The organism is Vibrio superstes, from assembly GCF_003569005.1.
Taxonomy (GTDB): Bacteria; Pseudomonadota; Gammaproteobacteria; order Enterobacterales; family Vibrionaceae; genus Vibrio; species Vibrio superstes.
Genome location: NZ_BCUR01000004.1, coordinates 938,381 through 955,433, shown reverse-complemented (window position 1 = coordinate 955,433; position 17,053 = coordinate 938,381). Strand labels below are relative to the sequence as shown.

Annotated in this window: 16 protein-coding genes, 1 tRNA gene and 1 riboswitch; of the genes, 3 read left to right on the top strand and 14 right to left on the bottom strand. The window is 45.0% G+C overall.

The annotated features are described in order from the left end of the window. Positions 1 to 81 precede the first annotated feature (81 nt). Positions 82 to 1,026 (bottom strand): glutathione S-transferase family protein, encoded by a 945-nt coding sequence (locus D5I41_RS12385; RefSeq protein WP_119010039.1) that lies wholly within the window; start codon positions 1,024 to 1,026, stop codon positions 82 to 84. A 382-nt stretch (positions 1,027 to 1,408) separates the two neighbouring features. Between D5I41_RS12385 and D5I41_RS12380 the strand changes: the two genes are divergently transcribed. Beyond that, entirely contained in the window at positions 1,409 to 2,563 is a 1,155-nt protein-coding gene (locus D5I41_RS12380; protein ID WP_235868911.1) for a BamA/TamA family outer membrane protein, read from the top strand. Positions 2,564 to 2,644: 81 nt separating this feature from the next. Here the strand turns inward: D5I41_RS12380 and oppF are convergent, their stop codons facing one another. The 10 genes from oppF to moaA form a co-directional block, all read right to left on the bottom strand. Next, complete coding sequence (gene oppF / locus D5I41_RS12375; RefSeq protein WP_119010038.1) at positions 2,645 to 3,646, bottom strand: murein tripeptide/oligopeptide ABC transporter ATP binding protein OppF; 1,002 nt, start codon at positions 3,644 to 3,646, stop codon at positions 2,645 to 2,647. Continuing rightward, positions 3,643 to 4,620, bottom strand: coding sequence for an ABC transporter ATP-binding protein (locus D5I41_RS12370; RefSeq protein ID WP_119010037.1), 978 nt, complete (start codon positions 4,618 to 4,620; stop codon positions 3,643 to 3,645). Before D5I41_RS12370 ends, oppF begins: the two co-directional genes overlap by 4 nt. 20 nt (positions 4,621 to 4,640) lie before the next feature. Further along, positions 4,641 to 5,543 (bottom strand): oligopeptide ABC transporter permease OppC, encoded by a 903-nt coding sequence (gene oppC / locus D5I41_RS12365; protein WP_102555814.1) that lies wholly within the window; start codon positions 5,541 to 5,543, stop codon positions 4,641 to 4,643. Between the two features lie 14 nt (positions 5,544 to 5,557). Then, complete coding sequence (gene oppB / locus D5I41_RS12360; protein WP_017029744.1) at positions 5,558 to 6,478, bottom strand: oligopeptide ABC transporter permease OppB; 921 nt, start codon at positions 6,476 to 6,478, stop codon at positions 5,558 to 5,560. 93 nt (positions 6,479 to 6,571) lie between these two features. Next, entirely contained in the window at positions 6,572 to 8,200 is a 1,629-nt protein-coding gene (locus D5I41_RS12355) for an ABC transporter substrate-binding protein (protein ID WP_119010036.1), read from the bottom strand. 528 nt (positions 8,201 to 8,728) lie between these two features. Then, positions 8,729 to 9,178, bottom strand: coding sequence for a molybdopterin synthase catalytic subunit MoaE (gene moaE, locus D5I41_RS12350; RefSeq protein ID WP_119010035.1), 450 nt, complete (start codon positions 9,176 to 9,178; stop codon positions 8,729 to 8,731). 1 nt (position 9,179) lies between these two features. Beyond that, positions 9,180 to 9,425, bottom strand: a complete 246-nt coding sequence (gene moaD / locus D5I41_RS12345; protein ID WP_017029747.1) for a molybdopterin synthase sulfur carrier subunit — start codon at positions 9,423 to 9,425, stop codon at positions 9,180 to 9,182. Beyond that, positions 9,422 to 9,901: a cyclic pyranopterin monophosphate synthase MoaC gene (gene moaC / locus D5I41_RS12340; RefSeq protein ID WP_017029748.1), complete on the bottom strand. Its 480-nt coding sequence runs from the start codon at positions 9,899 to 9,901 to the stop codon at positions 9,422 to 9,424. Before moaC ends, moaD begins: the two co-directional genes overlap by 4 nt. Before the next feature lie 6 nt (positions 9,902 to 9,907). Continuing rightward, positions 9,908 to 10,420 carry a molybdenum cofactor biosynthesis protein B gene (gene moaB / locus D5I41_RS12335; protein ID WP_119010034.1) on the bottom strand — a complete coding sequence of 171 codons (513 nt, stop codon included), beginning with the start codon at positions 10,418 to 10,420 and terminating at the stop codon, positions 9,908 to 9,910. Positions 10,421 to 10,471: 51 nt separating this feature from the next. Further along, positions 10,472 to 11,461, bottom strand: coding sequence for a GTP 3',8-cyclase MoaA (moaA, locus tag D5I41_RS12330; RefSeq protein WP_119011503.1), 990 nt, complete (start codon positions 11,459 to 11,461; stop codon positions 10,472 to 10,474). After that, positions 11,450 to 11,617: riboswitch (molybdenum cofactor riboswitch) on the bottom strand. It overlaps the preceding gene by 12 nt. A 173-nt stretch (positions 11,618 to 11,790) precedes the next feature. Between moaA and yvcK the strand changes: the two genes are divergently transcribed. Beyond that, positions 11,791 to 12,675 (top strand): uridine diphosphate-N-acetylglucosamine-binding protein YvcK, encoded by an 885-nt coding sequence (yvcK, locus tag D5I41_RS12325; protein ID WP_119010033.1) that lies wholly within the window; start codon positions 11,791 to 11,793, stop codon positions 12,673 to 12,675. On the opposite strand, the gene D5I41_RS12320 is transcribed toward yvcK, so the two are convergent. From D5I41_RS12320 to uvrB, 3 genes are read right to left on the bottom strand one after another with little or no spacing between them, the layout of a single operon-like run. Beyond that, positions 12,661 to 13,014 carry an Hpt domain-containing protein gene (locus tag D5I41_RS12320; protein WP_119010032.1) on the bottom strand — a complete coding sequence of 118 codons (354 nt, stop codon included), beginning with the start codon at positions 13,012 to 13,014 and terminating at the stop codon, positions 12,661 to 12,663. The two genes, yvcK and D5I41_RS12320, sit on opposite strands and share 15 nt — an antisense overlap. Beyond that, the gene (luxO, locus tag D5I41_RS12315) at positions 13,007 to 14,410 is read right to left on the bottom strand and encodes a quorum-sensing sigma-54 dependent transcriptional regulator LuxO (protein ID WP_119010031.1); all 1,404 of its coding nucleotides are present in this window, start codon (positions 14,408 to 14,410) and stop codon (positions 13,007 to 13,009) included. Before luxO ends, D5I41_RS12320 begins: the two co-directional genes overlap by 8 nt. Positions 14,411 to 14,429: 19 nt before the next feature. After that, positions 14,430 to 16,457 carry an excinuclease ABC subunit UvrB gene (gene uvrB, locus D5I41_RS12310; RefSeq protein ID WP_186811103.1) on the bottom strand — a complete coding sequence of 676 codons (2,028 nt, stop codon included), beginning with the start codon at positions 16,455 to 16,457 and terminating at the stop codon, positions 14,430 to 14,432. A gap of 515 nt (positions 16,458 to 16,972) precedes the next feature. Between uvrB and D5I41_RS12305 the strand changes: the two genes are divergently transcribed. Further along, positions 16,973 to 17,048 (top strand) — tRNA-Asn (locus D5I41_RS12305). The last annotated feature ends 5 nt before the right edge of the window (positions 17,049 to 17,053 follow it).

The window sequence follows — 17,053 nt, the reverse complement described above, 5'->3', positions numbered from 1 at the left end:
ATTCAAAGGCCAGCTCATTGAGCTGGCTTTTTTGTATCTGCCATTCTTTACTAAGCGAAAGAAAAAGACAGCATCACTCCTCTATATCAAATCTCTATTGTGCTCTGATCCAAGATCTAGCTCTGGTCCCTTGGGAATAACCTGAGTCGGATTAATACCCGTGTGACTGAAGTAATAGTGGCGTTTGATCTGCTCAATATTAGTGGTCTCAGCAACACCTGCAATCTGGTACAGCTCTTTTAGATAGCCTTGAATTCTACGGTAATCAGTAATGCGTTTTTTATTGCATTTAAAGTGCCCCACGTACACCGCATCAAAGCGTACTAAGGTGGTAAACAGACGCCAGTCGGCTTCAGTTAGTTGCGCACCCGTTAGGTAGCGATTCTCTGCTAAGTGCTCATCAACTTTATCTAATGCGCTAAATAAGGCATCAAATGCCTCTTCATAGGCCTCTTGCGTAGTCGCAAATCCGCAGCGATACACACCGTTGTTAATGTTTGGGTAGATAGTGTCATTCCATTCATCGATATCGCTGCGCAATGCCAATGGATAATAGTCATCATGGTTTCCTGTAAGCTCGTTGAACTCACTGTTAAACATACGGATGATTTCAGAAGACTCGTTGCTGACTATGGTCTGAGTTTGTTTGTCCCATAGCACTGGCACAGTCACTCGACCTGAGTAATCAGATTTTGCCTGAGTGTAAATTTGATGCATCTTAGTGTGCCCGTACAAAGGCTCTGGTGAATCAAACTCCCACCCTTCTGATAACATGTCAGGGCTGACAATACTCACAGAGATATGCTCTTCTAAGCCTTTGATAGCTCTAAAGATAAGAGTTCTGTGTGCCCAAGGACAGGCTAAAGACACATAGAGATGATAACGGCCAGATTCAGGCTTGAATTGAGCATTGGCGTCACTTTCTATCCAATGTCTAAATCCAGCATCTTCACGTATGAACTTACCATCGCTGGATTTAGTGTCGTACCAGACATCCTGCCAAACACCTTCAACTAGCTTACCCATTCATTCAATCCTTATCTTTGGTTTGTGATCAGTATAAGAGGCAAAGAGGAAATGAACAGAAAGGCACGTTGAAGGTCTTGGTCGAAAATATTGAATAGTGAAAAATGACAACAGAAAAATATTCAGAAAAATCAACGTTACCCTAATTAAATAAGCACTTTAATCTAAGTTAACTTTAATTTTCAATCTCTCAAAAATACGAGATAAATAGTGTGAAATCCCCAATATTACCTTGATCAGTTTGAGTTATGCATCATCACAAAAGACTCTCATAGCTGGCTGTTTTACTGTCTAATCTATCGATGAAACTAATAGGTATTCATTGGTTACCATTAATCCACTTCGTTATATTTCGCGCTCATATCATCATTGAGACTCAGAAATGCGTAAACTACTGCAAAAACAAGGCCCTGTCCGGAACTGGTCATTAATCGCCATGTGTGGGCTTCCATTACTATCACACGCTGGTGCTATGGATCAATTTACCGATCCAAAGGATGGAAAACTGGATGCAAGCCAATATATTCTCGATAATGCAGCTGGGTTTCTTCCCGTTCCCGTCATCGTCAACGATCCCGCTATTGGTGCTGGCGGTGGTGCAGCTTTACTGTTTTTTCATGAATCTGAAGATCGTAAACAAAAACGTTTATCCGGTGAAATGGTAGCTGACATTCCAACCAGCGTTTCGGGTGTTGTTGGTATCGCAACCAGCAATGGAACGAAGGTTTTGGGTGGTTTCCACTCCGGTAACTGGCATAACGATAGAATACGTTATCTAGGTGGTTTGTTTGGCGCAGAAATAAACATGAAATTCTATGATCAAGATGATGCCATCAAATTCAAATCTAAAGCGATTCATTTCTTTCAAGATATTGATTTTCGTATTGGGCAGTCTAACTTTTTTGTTGGTGCTAATTATAGCTACACAGATTCAGACACATCTTTTGATTTATCAGAAATGATCCCCGGGATTGGGCCTACCAATCCAGCAGAGCTTCGAGATGGCGCGTTAGGTCTTAAATTAACGTTTGATAATAGAAATAATCAGTTTGCTCCCACTGCAGGAACGAAAGCTGGTATCGAATATAATAATCATAATAAAGCGTTTGGGGCGCAGTTTGATTATGAACTTTGGCATGCATTCGCTATGCATTACACCCGTTTATCTAACAAGTGGGGATTAGGTCTACGAGCTGATGCCAAAACAATAACCGGAAATACCCCTTACCCATTTTATGCTCCACCATCTATCGATATGCGTGGTATTGCCATGATGCGTTATCAAGGTGATAGCACTGGTCTTGTTGAAGCCGAGCTTAGCTACGATATTGATGATCGATGGACTGTATTGGGGTTTGTCGGCACAGGTGCAGCAGTAAACGAAGATGAAAAAGTGTCCGATGCTACATTGCGTAACGTTCAAGGTGCGGGCTTCCGTTACCTAATCGCACGTCAATTGGGATTAACCGCCGGTCTCGACGTTGCCGTTGGGCCAGAAGAGACCACCACTTACATTCAATTTGGCGGTGCTTGGTAGAAGTAATTTTATGGGGTTATTGAAATAAAAAAGAGCGTGCTGCATACACAACACGCTCAAGCCTGTCACAGGCGGAAAGGATTAATATGAGTGGAAGCACGATACTGCGTGCACATCATTACCTTCTAGTACTGGTTTGTTCTTAGCACACTCTTCTGTCGCAACCGGACAACGAGTTCTGAACACGCAACCTGACGGTGGGTTCATTGGTGAAGGTAAGTCGCCTTCTAGCATCTCAATCTTCTTTGCACGCTCTAGCTTAGGGTCAGGGATAGGTACCGCTGACATCAAGGCGCGTGTGTAAGGGTGTTTAGGATGTGCGAACAATTCCTTAGACTCACCCAACTCCACTGCGTTACCTAGGTACATAACGAGAACGCGGTCTGAGATGTGCTTAACCACAGAAAGGTCATGTGCAATGAACACTAGGCTCAAGCCGAATTCTTTCTGAAGCTCTTTAAGAAGGTTGACTACCTGTGCTTGGATAGATACGTCTAACGCTGAGACAGGCTCATCACAGATGATCATCTTAGGCTTAAGAATCAATGCACGAGCGATACCGATACGCTGACACTGACCACCAGAGAACTCATGTGGGTAGCGGTTAATAACGTTAGGTAGCAAGCCTACCTTATCCATCATCTTCTTAACTTCTTGCTTCACTTCATCTTTGGTTAGCTTCGGGTAGAAGGTTTGCAAAGGTTCAGCAATGATGTCGCCGACAGTCATACGTGGGTTAAGTGACGCCAGAGGATCCTGGAAGATCATCTGAATATCTTTACGTGTTTCGCGGCGTTGAATATCTTTCATCTTGGTCAGGTCTTGACCCAACCAAACCACTTCGCCTTCGGTCGCTTCAACCAAACCGATAACAGCACGTGCAAAGGTCGATTTACCGCAACCTGACTCGCCTACTACGCCCAGTGTTTCGCCTTCGTATAAGCGTACGTTCACGCCATCTACCGCTTTCAGTGGTGTCGGTTTGCTCCAAGGCCATGCTGACTTAGAAGCAATCTGGAAGTGAACCTTTAGCTCTTTCACATCCAGCATCAATTTTTTGTCTTCAATAAAAGGTGCGTTCATCGTGTCCAAGCCTCGTGATCAGAAAAACATGCGCGTTGGCGGTCGGTGCCAAATGGAGTCAGGATAGGCGTTTCGCTCATACAGCGTTCCGTCACACGGTGACAACGATCTTGGTAAGGACAACCCGGTGGCAGCTTAAGGAGGTTTGGTGGATTTCCAGGGATAGTTGGTAGGATTTCACCTTCGGTGTCCAAGCGAGGAATCGCTTTTAACAAACCTTCAGCATACGGGTGGCTTGGCTCATAGAAGATTTCATCCACTGTACCATATTCCATAGTACGGCCCGCATACATCACCAACACCTTGTCACAAGAACCCGCAACAACACCAAGGTCGTGCGTGATCATGATGATTGAGGTATCAAACTCTGACTTCAGCTCGTTAAGTAGGTCCATGATCTGCGCCTGAACCGTTACGTCCAGTGCCGTTGTCGGCTCATCGGCAATCAGTAGCTTTGGACGACATAGCAATGCCATCGCAATCATTACACGCTGGCGCATACCGCCAGAGAACTCGTGCGGGTACATAGTGATACGCTTGCGTGCTTCCGGGATTTTAACCGCTTCAAGCATGCGTACTGATTCTTCAAACGCCTGTGCTTTGCCCATGCCTTTGTGCAGCATAAGCACTTCCATCAACTGATCACTTACCTTCATGTAAGGGTTCAGAGAGGTCATTGGGTCTTGGAAGATCATCGCGATTTGTTCAGCGCGAACCTTGTTCAGTTCTTTCTCTGGCAGGTTTAAGATCTCACGACCTTCAAACTTAGCACTACCTGAGATAATGCCGTTCTTTGCCAGTAGACCCATGATGGCAAATACAGTTTGTGATTTACCTGAGCCAGACTCACCAACAATACCTAGCGTTTCGCCTGGCTCTAGTGAGAAGTTAAGATCGTTTACCGCAGTAACGATGCCGTCTTGAGTAGTAAACTCTACTCTCAGGTCTTTTACGTCTAGTAATTTATTCGTCATTACCCTATTCCTTATTATTCTTATCTGTCTTTAGGATCAAGCGCGTCACGCAGGCCATCGCCAACGTAGTTAAAGCAGAACAGAGTAACTACCATGAAGGCTGCAGGGAACATCAATTGCCAGATAGCAACTTCCATTGTGTTAGCACCTTCTTGCAGTAGTGCACCCCAGCTTGTCATTGGCTCTTGAACACCAAGGCCAAGGAACGACAGGAACGACTCAGTAAGGATCATGCTTGGTACTAGCAGCGTTGAATAAACCGCTACGATACCTAGAACGTTTGGTACGATGTGGCGAGTAATGATCTTCCAATTGCTTACGCCACTGACGTGCGCAGCTTCAATGAATTCTTTACTACGCAGACTCAATGTCTGACCACGTACGATACGCGCCATATCGAGCCATGCAATGGCACCGATAGCAACGAAGATAAGAACAATGTTACGGCCAAAGAAGGTCACTAGTACGATCACTAGGAACATAAATGGAACCGCGTACAGGATCTCTAGGATACGCATCATGATGCGGTCGGTGCGACCACCGATAAAGCCTGATGTAGCGCCGTATAAGGTACCAATCAATACCGCAACCAATGCACCAAGTACACCCACCATTAGCGAGATACGGCCACCGATAAGAGTACGCACGTATAGGTCTCGACCTAGGCTGTCTGTACCAAAGATATGTTCTGCAGAAGGTGCTGAATGCAATGCATACCAATCGGTATCATCATAAGCAAACTCAGCCATCATTGGCAGGAAGATAACTGCCAGTGTAATCAGAACCAAAATAACTAGGCTCACCATCGCCGCTTTATTTCGCATAAAGCGCACGCGAGCATCTTGCCATAATGAGCGACCTTCGATTTCAAGGTTCTCTGACATCTTTTCGATCGCTTCAAGGTTTTCTTTTTTAATCAACATGTTGTTAGTCCTTGTTAGTAGCGAATCTTAGGATCGATGACTGCAAGCAAGATATCGACCACGGCATTAAACAGAATGAACAAGAAACCAATCAGAATGGTAATACCCATGACTAGAGAGTAATCGCGGTTAAATGCTGCGTTAACAAACAACTTACCGATACCCGGTAGACCAAAGATGGTCTCGATAACAACCGAACCAGTGATGATACCTACGAATGCCGGTCCCATGTACGAAACCACAGGAAGCAAGGCTGGCTTAAGTGCGTGCTTGATAATGATGTAACGGTAGCTAAGACCCTTCGCTCGAGCAGTACGGATAAAGTTACTGTTCAGCGTCTCAATCATTGAGCCACGAGTAATACGCGCAAAGGTAGCAACGTATAGCAGCGACATACCAATGATGGGTAGAGCCATGTACTGGAATGAGCCGTCGTTCCAACCACCAGCAGGTAGCCAGCCAAGGTTGATAGAGAATAGGTAAATCAATACGGGTGCCAACACGAAGGATGGCATTACCACCCCGAGCATGGCGGTGGCCATTATTCCGTAATCGAGCCAACTGTTCTGCCGCAATGCCGCTATGGTGCCGACTGTGACCCCCATAATTACGGTAAAGATGAAGGCAAGAAAGCCCACTTTTGCCGATACAGGTAGTGCATTAGCTACAAGTTCATTTACTGTGAAATCTTTGTATTTGAATGATGGGCCAAAATCACCCGATAGGATATTGGTTAGGTAGGTCGTGTATTGCTCAAATACAGGCTTATCTAAGCCATATTTAGCATTAATGTTCGCCATTACTTCCGGTGGAAGTGGGCGCTCACTTGAAAAAGGGTTACCTGGCGCAAAGCGCATCAGGAAGAAAGACACGGTGATCAATACTAACAAGGTTGGTATTGCTTCAAAAATCCGTTTCATAATGAATTTAAGCATAAACTCATCCATCCAGTCTGTGACAAAAAATTAGACGCTGCATGTGTTTCCACATGCAGTGTCTTTCATAGTTATTATTGTTTTAAGTAGGAATTACTTAATGATGTACATATCTTTAGAGAACAGCTTGTCTTCTGCGTTGTTGCTTGGGTAGCCGCCCACTTTTTCTGAAACTAGACGAGAAGTCACGTACTGGTAGATAGGCGCGATAGGCATATCTTTAGCCAGTTGCTTTTCAGCTTCTACGTATAGTGTTTCACGCTCAGCATCGTTGGTCGCAGCCATAGCTTTCGCCATTAGCGCATCGTAAGCTTCGCTGTGGTACTTAGGATCGTTCGAGCTGTTGTTAGATTGCATTAGCGATAGGAAGCTTGATGCTTCGTTGTAGTCGCCACACCAACCAGCACGAGTCACGTCAAAGTCACCTTGACGACGTGTATCTAGGTAAGTTTTCCACTCTTGGTTCTCAAGCGTTACTTTTACGCCAAGATCTTTAGCCCACATAGATTGTACTGCTGTAGCAATCTTCTTGTGGTTTTCAGAGGTGTTGTAAAGCAGTGTGAACGTTAGAGGGTTGCTCTTATCAAAGCCCGCTTCAGCTAGAAGCTCTTTCGCTTTAGCGTTACGTTCTTTTTGAGTCATCTTACCGTACTCTGGAACCTCAGGGTTGAAGCCCGCTGTGATTTCAGGAGTTAGGAAGTAAGCTGGCTTTTGACCTTGACCTAGGATTAGGTTCGCAATGACTTCACGGTCGATAGTGTAAGACAGAGCTTCACGTACGCGAACGTCATCAAATGGTGCTTTTTGGTTGTTGAAGCCGTAGTAGTAAGAACATAGGTTGCCCTTCACATCTACAGACTCTGGGTGTTCTTTCTTCAGACGCTTGAAGTGCTCGATTGGCAGTTCATTAGTGATTTGAATCTCGCCAGATAGGAAGCGGTTCATCTCAGCAACTTGGTTCTCAACTGGTAGGAAAGTCACCTTGTTAAGAACTGTGTTTTCGTTGTCCCAGTAGTTAGCGTTACGTACAAGCTCAATACGCTCGTTCACTACCCACTTGTCCATAACGAATGCACCGTTACCAACGAAGTTTTCAGGCTTAGTCCATTGGTCACCAAACTTCTCAACAGTTCCACGGTGAACTGGCTTAACAGTAGTGTGACCCATCATCTTAACGAAGTATGGTACAGCTTGTTCTAGTTGAATTTCTAGGGTGTTCGCGTCTAGAGCTTTAACACCTAGAGTTTCTTTGTCTTTCTTACCAGCAATGATCTCGTCTGCGTTAACCATAGTGGTCATCTCTAGGTACCATGAGTACGGAGAAGCAGTGTTTGGATCAACGGCACGCTTGAAGCTGTAAACGAAGTCTTCAGCTGTTACAGGGTCGCCATTTGACCATTTAGCATCTTTGCGAAGTTTGAAAGTGAACGTTTTGTTGTCTGTCGTTTCCCAAGACTCAGCTACACCAGGGATAGTGTTGCCGTCTGCATCTTGGTTTACTAGGCCTTCAAGTAGGTCACGAATAACGTGAGACTCTGGAACACCTTCAGTTTTATGCGGGTCGATCGAAGCAACCTCTGTACCGTTACCACGAACCAATTCCTGTACGGGAGCAAGCTCAGTACCAGCAGGAACGTTTGCAGCAAGAGTAGCGAAAGAGGTGGTTGCCGCAGCTAGGCCCGCTCCAAGGATTAGAGCTTGGGTGATCTTATTTTTATACATGCAATAAACTCCAGTTATTATATCGTTGCATCCATGAACTCTTTATTCTGACTTCAAGCTGTTGTTTTTAAGTCACTTTGTATCCAGAAAGAAACTTAAAAAGCTAAAAGACCATAAAGATTGGAAACAAAGTTACCATCCTTGAAAGTTTTTGCCATAAAAATGTATTCACGCAATTGCTAAATTCCTGCCTAGGTCAATTTTCCAGAACTAAATTTGGATTTAGTGAAAAAGTTCAGTGATCTAACCTACAAATTTTTAACGAGGAATACTTTGTTACATGACTAATCAGTATTTAGTGACAGGCATCACAATACAGGATGCCAAGCTTAACAAAACAGCAACCTAAAGCACACCAAATGAAAACCAACCCTTCAAGTTTTTCACTTTTGGTTTGGTATTTAAAAATCATAAAGATATAAAAACAGCTAAATACTTATGATCTAGATCAAAAAAGCCCCTCTGAAACAAGGGGCTTTAGGTTTCACTACTTTTGTGATCGTCATCACACAGGTGATTTCAGTAAGATTATGACCAGCGTTTCATAGAAACTTGATCAGATTCTCTCGAATCCAACCACCTTGAAGAGTCCTTAAGACGTTCTTTTTTCCAAAATGGTGCTTTCGTTTTCAAAAAGTCCATAATGAACTCACAACCCGCAAACGCAGCGTCTCTGTGTGCACTAGACACCCCAACCAACACAATCTGGTCGGCGATATCTAAGTCTCCAACGCGATGTATGATGGTTACCCTGTCCAATGGCCAACGGCTGCGTGCTTCACTACAAATCTCGTGCAGTGCCTTCTCTGTCATAACCGGGTAATGTTGTAAGTTCAAGCCAATAACGTCATCACCGAGGTTAAAATCTCGTACTTTTCCAACAAATGTAACTACAGCGCCGATAGAGGAAGACTCTGACAACAAGGCATATTCTTCACCTAGGTCGAAATCCTGCTCTTGAACCAGTACCTTATCCACATCAACCTCCTGTTACCGGAGGGAAGAAGGCCACTTCATCGCCCGACTTAACCGTCGAATCTAAAGGAACCATAGTGTGATTAACTGCAGCTAACAGCTTTCCTGACTCTAATGCTAGAGCCCACTTATCACCACGTTCTATAAGTTGTTGTCTGATAGCGTCTACCGAGGTATCTGTACTGTCGATAGTGACTTCATCTTCACCAACAAGCTCTCTCACCTGAGCAAAGAAAACTACCTTGATCATAACGCCGCCTCAAAATGACCTGATTTACCACCGGTCTTTTCAAGCAATCGAACCTGAGAAATCACGATGTCTTTTTGCACTGCTTTACACATATCGTAGATGGTTAAGGCTGCAACAGAGGCCGCTGTTAGGGCTTCCATTTCAACACCTGTCTTACCCGCAAGCTTACAGGTTGACTCGATACGCACCTGATTGGTCTCTTTAATTGGGGTCAATTGAACCTCAACCTTAGACAGCAACAAGGGGTGGCAAAGGGGAATCAGATCCCAAGTCTTCTTCGCGGCTTGAATACCCGCGATACGGGCTGTAGCAAACACATCACCTTTATGATGGTCACCACTTAAAATCAATGCGAGGGTCTGTTCTGACATGGTGACGATAGCTTCTGCCCTCGCCTCACGCACAGTGTCTGCTTTCGCAGACACATCGACCATATTCGCTTCACCGCTTTGGTTAATATGGGTTAATTCACTCATCTTTGCTTACATCCCAATATGCGGCATGAAGTTACATGGCTTATGGCGAGAATCTAATTGGTCTTTGATGATGCGAGTCCATGCTGTTCTGCAAGCACCTGTTGAGCCAGGCATTGCCAAGATAACCGTACGATTTGCAAAACCGCCCAAAGCGCGTGATTGAATAGTTGAGGTGCCGATCTCTTCGTACGATACAGCGCGGAATAGCTCACCAAACCCTTCAACTTGCTTGTCAAACAGTGGAGCCAGTGCTTCCGGTGTAAAATCTCTAGCAGTAAAGCCAGTGCCACCTGTTACTAAAATGGCATCAACATTTTCATCGGCAATCCATTTAGAGACAATAGCGCGAATTTTATAAACATCATCAATAACGATTTGTTTGTCCGCTAATTTATGACCTGTTTCTTTTACCTGGTCTGCTAGGTAACCACCACTCGTATCGGTTTCTTCAGTGCGAGTGTCTGATACAGTCAATACGGCAATGCTAGCCGGCGTAAAATCATTATGAGCGTGTCCCATTTCTCTCAATTCCTATGTACTGTTTGTTGTAAATTAATAGTGTGACGAAGATTAGCCGCCGATCGATGCCAGGTGCGGTGTCGCTCCTGGATTATTTTGATCAAGGTGGTGGCTGATATCTTTGGTTTGTAAACCCTGCGATATGCGAGCAATCAAAGCCTCTTCTTGCTCATCTTTTTGCATCAGATCGCGAAGTTCTAAGCCCTCTTCACCAAATAGGCAAAGGTGTAATTTACCCATCGCTGATACTCGCAGTCGATTACACGTTGAGCAGAAGCCTTTTTCGTATGGCATGATAAGGCCTATCTCACCCTTGTAATCTGGGTGGATAAATACCTGGGCTGGCCCATCATTCACTTCTCGAAGCTTTAAGATCCAACCATTGGCAATCAATTGATTTCGTATTGCTACCCCAGAAACATGGCGCTTATCAAACAGCTCATCCATTTCGCCGGTTTTCATCAGTTCGATAAAACGCAATTGGATTGGCTTATCTTTAATCCAGTTTAGGAATTGTGGCAGTTGTTGGCTATTGAGGTCTTTGAGTAGAACCACATTCACTTTAACCTGCTCATATCCCACTTCAAAGGCGCGATCGATACCCGCCATAACATCATGAAATCGGTTTTGACCCGTAATCTGATGAAATTGCTTGGGATCAAGGCTGTCGAGGCTAACGTTGATATGCGTAAGCCCAGCATCTTTCCAATCGGAAACTTGCTTAGCCATACGATAACCGTTGGTCGTTGTGGCGACTTTGTCGATGCCTCGGGTCTCGGCAACGCTGTGCACAATATCCGTGAAATCTCTACGCAGAGTTGGTTCGCCACCAGTGATACGAACCTTAGTCGTACCGCAATGGGCAAACGCTCTCACGACACGCTGTATCTCAGGCAGAGTGATAAATGGGGGGCGTTTACTCGCCTCTGGATGATACCCATCCGGCAAGCAATAATTGCACTTAAAGTTACATACATCGGTAACTGAAAGTCGCAAGTAATAAAACTTGCGATGAAAACTATCTTCGAATTGTTGGGTCACAAAACACCTTTCCTAAATACGGGAGGCTACTCCATTTCTAGAGCAACCCTGGTGGCGAAATGCCACGGCCTAAATCACATATTGTTCTGCCCAAACGTTCGCTTTCGGGAACACAGCGTCAAACTTAGTGAAGGAGACTCGGAGTTTTACACCTACAGTATAAACCATTTTTAGCAGGCGAATGCTAAAGCCTAAAGGAATGCAGTAACTTTTGCCAAGATGAATGTTACAAAAGGCGCGTTTAATCAAGTTCATTCGCGGTAAATTTGGTCTAATCTAAAGATTCGGGTACATTTGCCCAGTATTTCTAAGGAAAATAAGCGATTAGCGTGGAAATTTACTCATCTAAAAAAGTCGTCGCCATCGGTGGCGGGCATGGTCTTGGTCGTATTTTGGCGGCTTTAAAAGATTTTGGAAGCAATGCAACCGGCATAGTCACCACCACAGATAATGGCGGTTCCACCGGGCGTATTCGTTACTGCCAAGGCGGGATTGCATGGGGTGATACCCGCAACTGTATTAACCAGTTAATTACAGAGCCCACTATCAATTCAATGATGTTTGAATATCGCTTTCGCGGGGCTGGCGAGCTCGATGGTCATAATCTAGGTAATCTAATTCTCACCGCCTTAGATAACCTATCGGTTAGGCCACTAGAGGCCATCAATTTAGTCCGTGAGTTACTTAAGGTGGATGTCAATATCTTGCCGATGACCGAGCACCCTTCAGACTTACGCGCCTTATCCACTAAGGGGAGCTGGGTAAAAGGTGAAACCAGCGTTGATGAAATGGAAGAGGACCTGTTAAGGCTTGATCTTGACCCTGAAGTCCCTGCTATTTGCGAGTCGGTTGATGCCATCAAGCAAGCTGATGTGATCATTCTGGGACCGGGCAGCTTTTTAACCAGTATCATGCCTCCTCTGTTATTGCCCGAAATCGGCAGAGCCATTAAGGCCAATACCGATGCAAAGGTAATGCTAATCGAAAACCTGAGCCCTGAATTTGGCCCGGCGGGTCGCATGGATTTAAGGCAAAAACTAAACTGGATTGAGCGTGCATGCCAAGGGCGAAAAATCGACGTGGTATTGGGCGGCGTTCCGCATCCAGAATTGGAAGAGAAATGGAACATAGTTACCCGCGACCTTGCCTCAATGAATAGAGGCTGGCGTCACGATCGCGAGAAACTTCGTTTAGCGGTTTTAGAGCAGCTGTAACTGGTCCAACTTAAATACGGTCCGTCGCAACAGTGAAATTAGCTCGCCACATTGACTGTCAAAATCTTGGAGCTGTTGTTGTTTGTAAAAGGCGTCCATTTCACTGGCCTTTTCTGCGAGTAAGGCAGCACCAAAACTCGGCGCGCTGCCCTTTATCGCGTGACAGGTGCGAGCAATCATCTCTCTATTCTCTTCGCTAACAGCCACGCCTTCAATTTGACCAATATATTGCTGAAGCTCTTGCTTGAAGATATCGAGTAATGCTGGCATGGCTTCCTCACCCACCTGTGCACGTAAGCTAGTAATCTTATCGCTTTGCAACAGATTTAGTTCATCCACGCCCTTTCTCCCATTTTTCTAGTTTTCTATAGAGTGTTGATGCACTGACATCTAGTTGAGTAGCGGCGGCAGGTATGCTGCCACCGCACAGTTCAATGGCTCGTTCTATGGTTCTGCGCTCTACTAACGCCAACGGCACGATCTTTTTGCTGTCGTCATTTTGCTCAGGGTCTATGAACTGATCGATAACATCTTCGGAATAGGAAGCCACTCTGAAGCGATCCAAGGGTGAAGGCAGCATGTCCATTTTCACCTCTTCGCCTTCATTGAGAACCACAATATTGCGAATCACATTTTGCAACTGGCGCACATTCCCCGGCCAAGGATAGGCAACGAAGTGTCGAAGCACCTCTTCGTTGAATTTGCCAAACTGCTTATTCTCTTCTAGGGAGGTAAAACCTAACAAAGAATACGCAATCTCGACGATGTCATCACCTCTGTCTCTTAGAGGTGGCAGATGCAATGGAATAACGTAAAGACGGTAATAAAGGTCTTCACGAAAACGCCCTCTTCTAACTTCTTGCCATGGGTCTTTGTTGGTCGCACACACAAAACGCACATCGACTGCGCTGAGCTTTGATGAACCCACTTTTTGATAGGTACCCGTCTGAATAAAGCGCAGTAATTTGGTTTGCAAGTCCAAATCCATCTCACACAATTCATCCAAAAATAAGGTACCGCCATCGGCCAGCTCTGCCGCCCCTTTTCGATCCGTTGCGGCCCCAGTAAAGGCGCCTTTTACATGACCAAACAGCTCACTTTCAATCAGGTCTTTAGGAATTGCGGCACAGTTCAGTGCAATAAAGGGCTCAGTACTTCGATTACTCACAGAGTGGATAGCCTCAGCACACACCTCTTTACCTGTTCCGCTCTCGCCAGTAATAAAGATACTCGCCTTACTAGATGCAGCCGAGTCTATGGTCTTATAGACCTTTTGCATGTTAGCGCTAGAGCCAATAAAGCCTTGATATTGGTTTATCTCGCCAAGAACATCGTGTTTACCATTTTGAGTTTGGTGTATCGCTTTGGACACTGTGATACGGAGCTGATCCGCCTCACACGGCTTGATCAAAAAGTCATGGGCACCGGCTCTCATCGCCTCAACGGCAACCTCAATAGAGCCATGTGCTGTCATGAAGATAACCGGGACTTTAGGTGCTCTTGCCCGCACCTTTTTCAATACGTCCATTCCTGTCATGTCGGGCAGGCGTAAGTCCAGCAGCATAAGATCGATAGGCTGCTGCTCTAGATGTGCTAATGCAGCCTCTCCACTAGAAACGATTTGAATATCCAAATTCAATGTTGATAAGTAGGTCTGATATAAGGTCGCCACTGAGAGCGTGTCCTCTACCATCAACAATCTCAACTGCTTGTTTGCTATTTTATTTTTTGACATTCGCTGTTAAACCTAACTCTTAGCTATTGGCGATGAATTGTCTTCGGTACTCTTCCATTTGATCTCGTTTGGCAGCCGCTTGCTCAAACTCAAGATTCTGAGCATGCTGGTACATCTCGTTTTCTAGCTTAAGTATAAGCTTCTCTAATTCTTGCGGTGACAAAGTCTTATATTGCTCATCGCTTTCTGCCACTTTCGATAGCGGCACAGCTTTCGACTTCTTATTGCCTCCAGCTTTAGCAACACTCCCCAGCTCCATAATGTCTTTGACGCTTTTCTTCAGAGCCTGTGGCTGGATACCATTATCTTCATTGTACTGTTGCTGCTTCAAGCGTCGACGCTCTGTTTCGCCTATCGCTTTGGCCATCGACTTGGTAATGCGATCGCCATACAAAATGGCCTTACCTTCAAGGTTACGCGCGGCGCGACCTATGGTCTGAATCAGCGAACGCTCTGAACGAAGGAAGCCTTCTTTATCAGCATCGAGAATAGCCACCAGCGATACCTCTGGCATATCCAAGCCTTCTCGAAGCAAGTTAATGCCCACCAACACGTCAAACTCACCTAAACGCAGGTCGCGGATTATTTCGACCCGCTCTACAGTATCCACATCCGAGTGCAAATAACGAACCTTAACATCATGCTCGGTCAAGTATTCCGTTAAATCCTCAGCCATACGCTTGGTTAATGTCGTCACCAATACCCTTTCGTCTTTAACGCTTCGAATGCGTATCTCAGACAGCAAGTCATCAACCTGAGTACCTACAGGGCGCACCTCAATCTCAGGATCAAGCAAACCTGTAGGGCGAACCACCTGCTCAGCAATATCGTTGCCGGACATTTCTTTTTCATAATCACTGGGCGTTGCTGAAACAAAGATAGTTTGAGGGGCTAAGGCTTCAAACTCATCAAATTTTAATGGGCGGTTATCAAGGGCTGACGGTAAACGAAAGCCAAACTCGACTAAAGTCTCTTTACGAGAACGGTCGCCTTTATACATAGCGCCAATCTGTGGAACCGTCACGTGTGACTCATCGATCACCAACAAGCCGTCTGCAGGAAGATAATCAAACAAGGTTGGAGGCGGCTCACCCTCTTCACGCCCACTAAGGTGTCTTGAGTAGTTTTCTACCCCTGAACAAAACCCAAGTTCGTTCATCATTTCGATATCAAACTGGGTACGCTGACTAATGCGCTGCTCTTCAAGTAACTTGTTGTTATCAAGTAAATACTTCTTACGATCAACGAGCTCGTCTTTAATCTTCTCTATCGCTTCCAGCATTCGATCACGCGGTGTGACATAGTGGGTTTTCGGATAGATGGTAAACCGAGGTAGATCTCTTTGGATCACTGAGCCTGTTAGTGGATCGAAGATGCTGATGCAATCTATCTCATCATCAAACATCTCAATACGTACTGCATCATGCTCAGATTCAGCAGGATAGATATCAATCACCTCACCTCGAACGCGGAATTGACCACGCTCAAATGCCACATCGTTTCTTGAATACTGTAATTCTGCAAGACGGCGTAGGATATCTCTTTGATCCATAACATCGCCACGCCTAACATGTAACATCATTTTAAGATAAGACTCAGGGTCACCCAGTCCATAGATAGCCGAAACGGACGCCACAATGATGGCATCTTTTCGCTCTAGCAGCGCCTTGGTCGCTGACAGCCTCATTTGTTCAATATGGGCATTCACCGAAGAGTCTTTCTCGATAAAGGTGTCAGTAGTCGGAACGTACGCTTCAGGTTGATAGTAATCGTAATACGAAACAAAGTACTCAACGGCATTGTTAGGAAAGAAGGCTTTCATCTCCCCATACAATTGAGCAGCTAAGGTCTTGTTCGGTGCCAAAATGATGGCCGGTCGCTGCGCCTCGGCGATAACATTGGCCAAAGAAAAGGTTTTACCCGAGCCAGTCACACCCAATAACGTTTGGTGGGCTAGACCACTATCCAGTCCATCAAGCAGTTGTTTGATGGCTGTGGGCTGATCTCCCGCGGGCTGATAGCTCGAAACCAATTCAAACGTTTTGATGCTTTTTTCTTCATCCACAATGGGTTACCTTCACCTAAATTATCTTTATGGGTATTTATATCAATTTTATCACCAATAGTGCTAGCACTCGATTTTAACATTTGCTATATTCTTCTCCCCTGCAAGAAAACCCTCATATTGTAACATCTATTTAACTCACAGCTTTTCCCCAGAATTTATTCAAACGTTAACTTTCTGTTTGTTTTTTGAGCAACCTAGAAACACCTCTTAAATCTTGTTATAGCACATATTTCTCGTACAACACCTTGTATTATCTGCACTTACAGTAGACAACTGCACTAGACCAGGTTACCAGTTTGTTAACAAAATAAAGTTGCCCCAATATCATCAACATACTTATCCACAAAATCAGTGGATAACTGTCATCAAGCCTTAATACGACTGGCCTCAACATTATCCACAACACGAGTCGCACAATTTTTCCTATAAATCTTCAGATTTAATGTTGACAGTGGTAAGCCTTCTCAGTAATATTCGCCTCGCTTTAGAGCAATTCCCCCTTAGTTCAGTTGGTAGAACGGCGGACTGTTAATCCGTATGTCGCAAGTTCAAGTCTTGCAGGGGGAGCCAAATTT

Coding starts and splice junctions, on each gene's coding strand:
- moaB (WP_119010034.1), bottom strand. CDS start 10,420: ATGGGACACGCTCATAATGATTTTACGCCGGCTAGCATTGCCGTATTG.
- oppF (WP_119010038.1), bottom strand. CDS start 3,646: ATGAACGCACCTTTTATTGAAGACAAAAAATTGATGCTGGATGTGAAA.
- oppB (WP_017029744.1), bottom strand. CDS start 6,478: ATGCTTAAATTCATTATGAAACGGATTTTTGAAGCAATACCAACCTTG.
- moaD (WP_017029747.1), bottom strand. CDS start 9,425: ATGATCAAGGTAGTTTTCTTTGCTCAGGTGAGAGAGCTTGTTGGTGAA.
- oppC (WP_102555814.1), bottom strand. CDS start 5,543: ATGTTGATTAAAAAAGAAAACCTTGAAGCGATCGAAAAGATGTCAGAG.
- D5I41_RS12385 (WP_119010039.1), bottom strand. CDS start 1,026: ATGGGTAAGCTAGTTGAAGGTGTTTGGCAGGATGTCTGGTACGACACT.
- luxO (WP_119010031.1), bottom strand. CDS start 14,410: ATGTCAAAAAATAAAATAGCAAACAAGCAGTTGAGATTGTTGATGGTA.
- moaC (WP_017029748.1), bottom strand. CDS start 9,901: ATGAGTGAATTAACCCATATTAACCAAAGCGGTGAAGCGAATATGGTC.
- D5I41_RS12370 (WP_119010037.1), bottom strand. CDS start 4,620: ATGACGAATAAATTACTAGACGTAAAAGACCTGAGAGTAGAGTTTACT.
- D5I41_RS12355 (WP_119010036.1), bottom strand. CDS start 8,200: ATGTATAAAAATAAGATCACCCAAGCTCTAATCCTTGGAGCGGGCCTA.
- D5I41_RS12380 (WP_235868911.1), top strand. CDS start 1,409: ATGCGTAAACTACTGCAAAAACAAGGCCCTGTCCGGAACTGGTCATTA.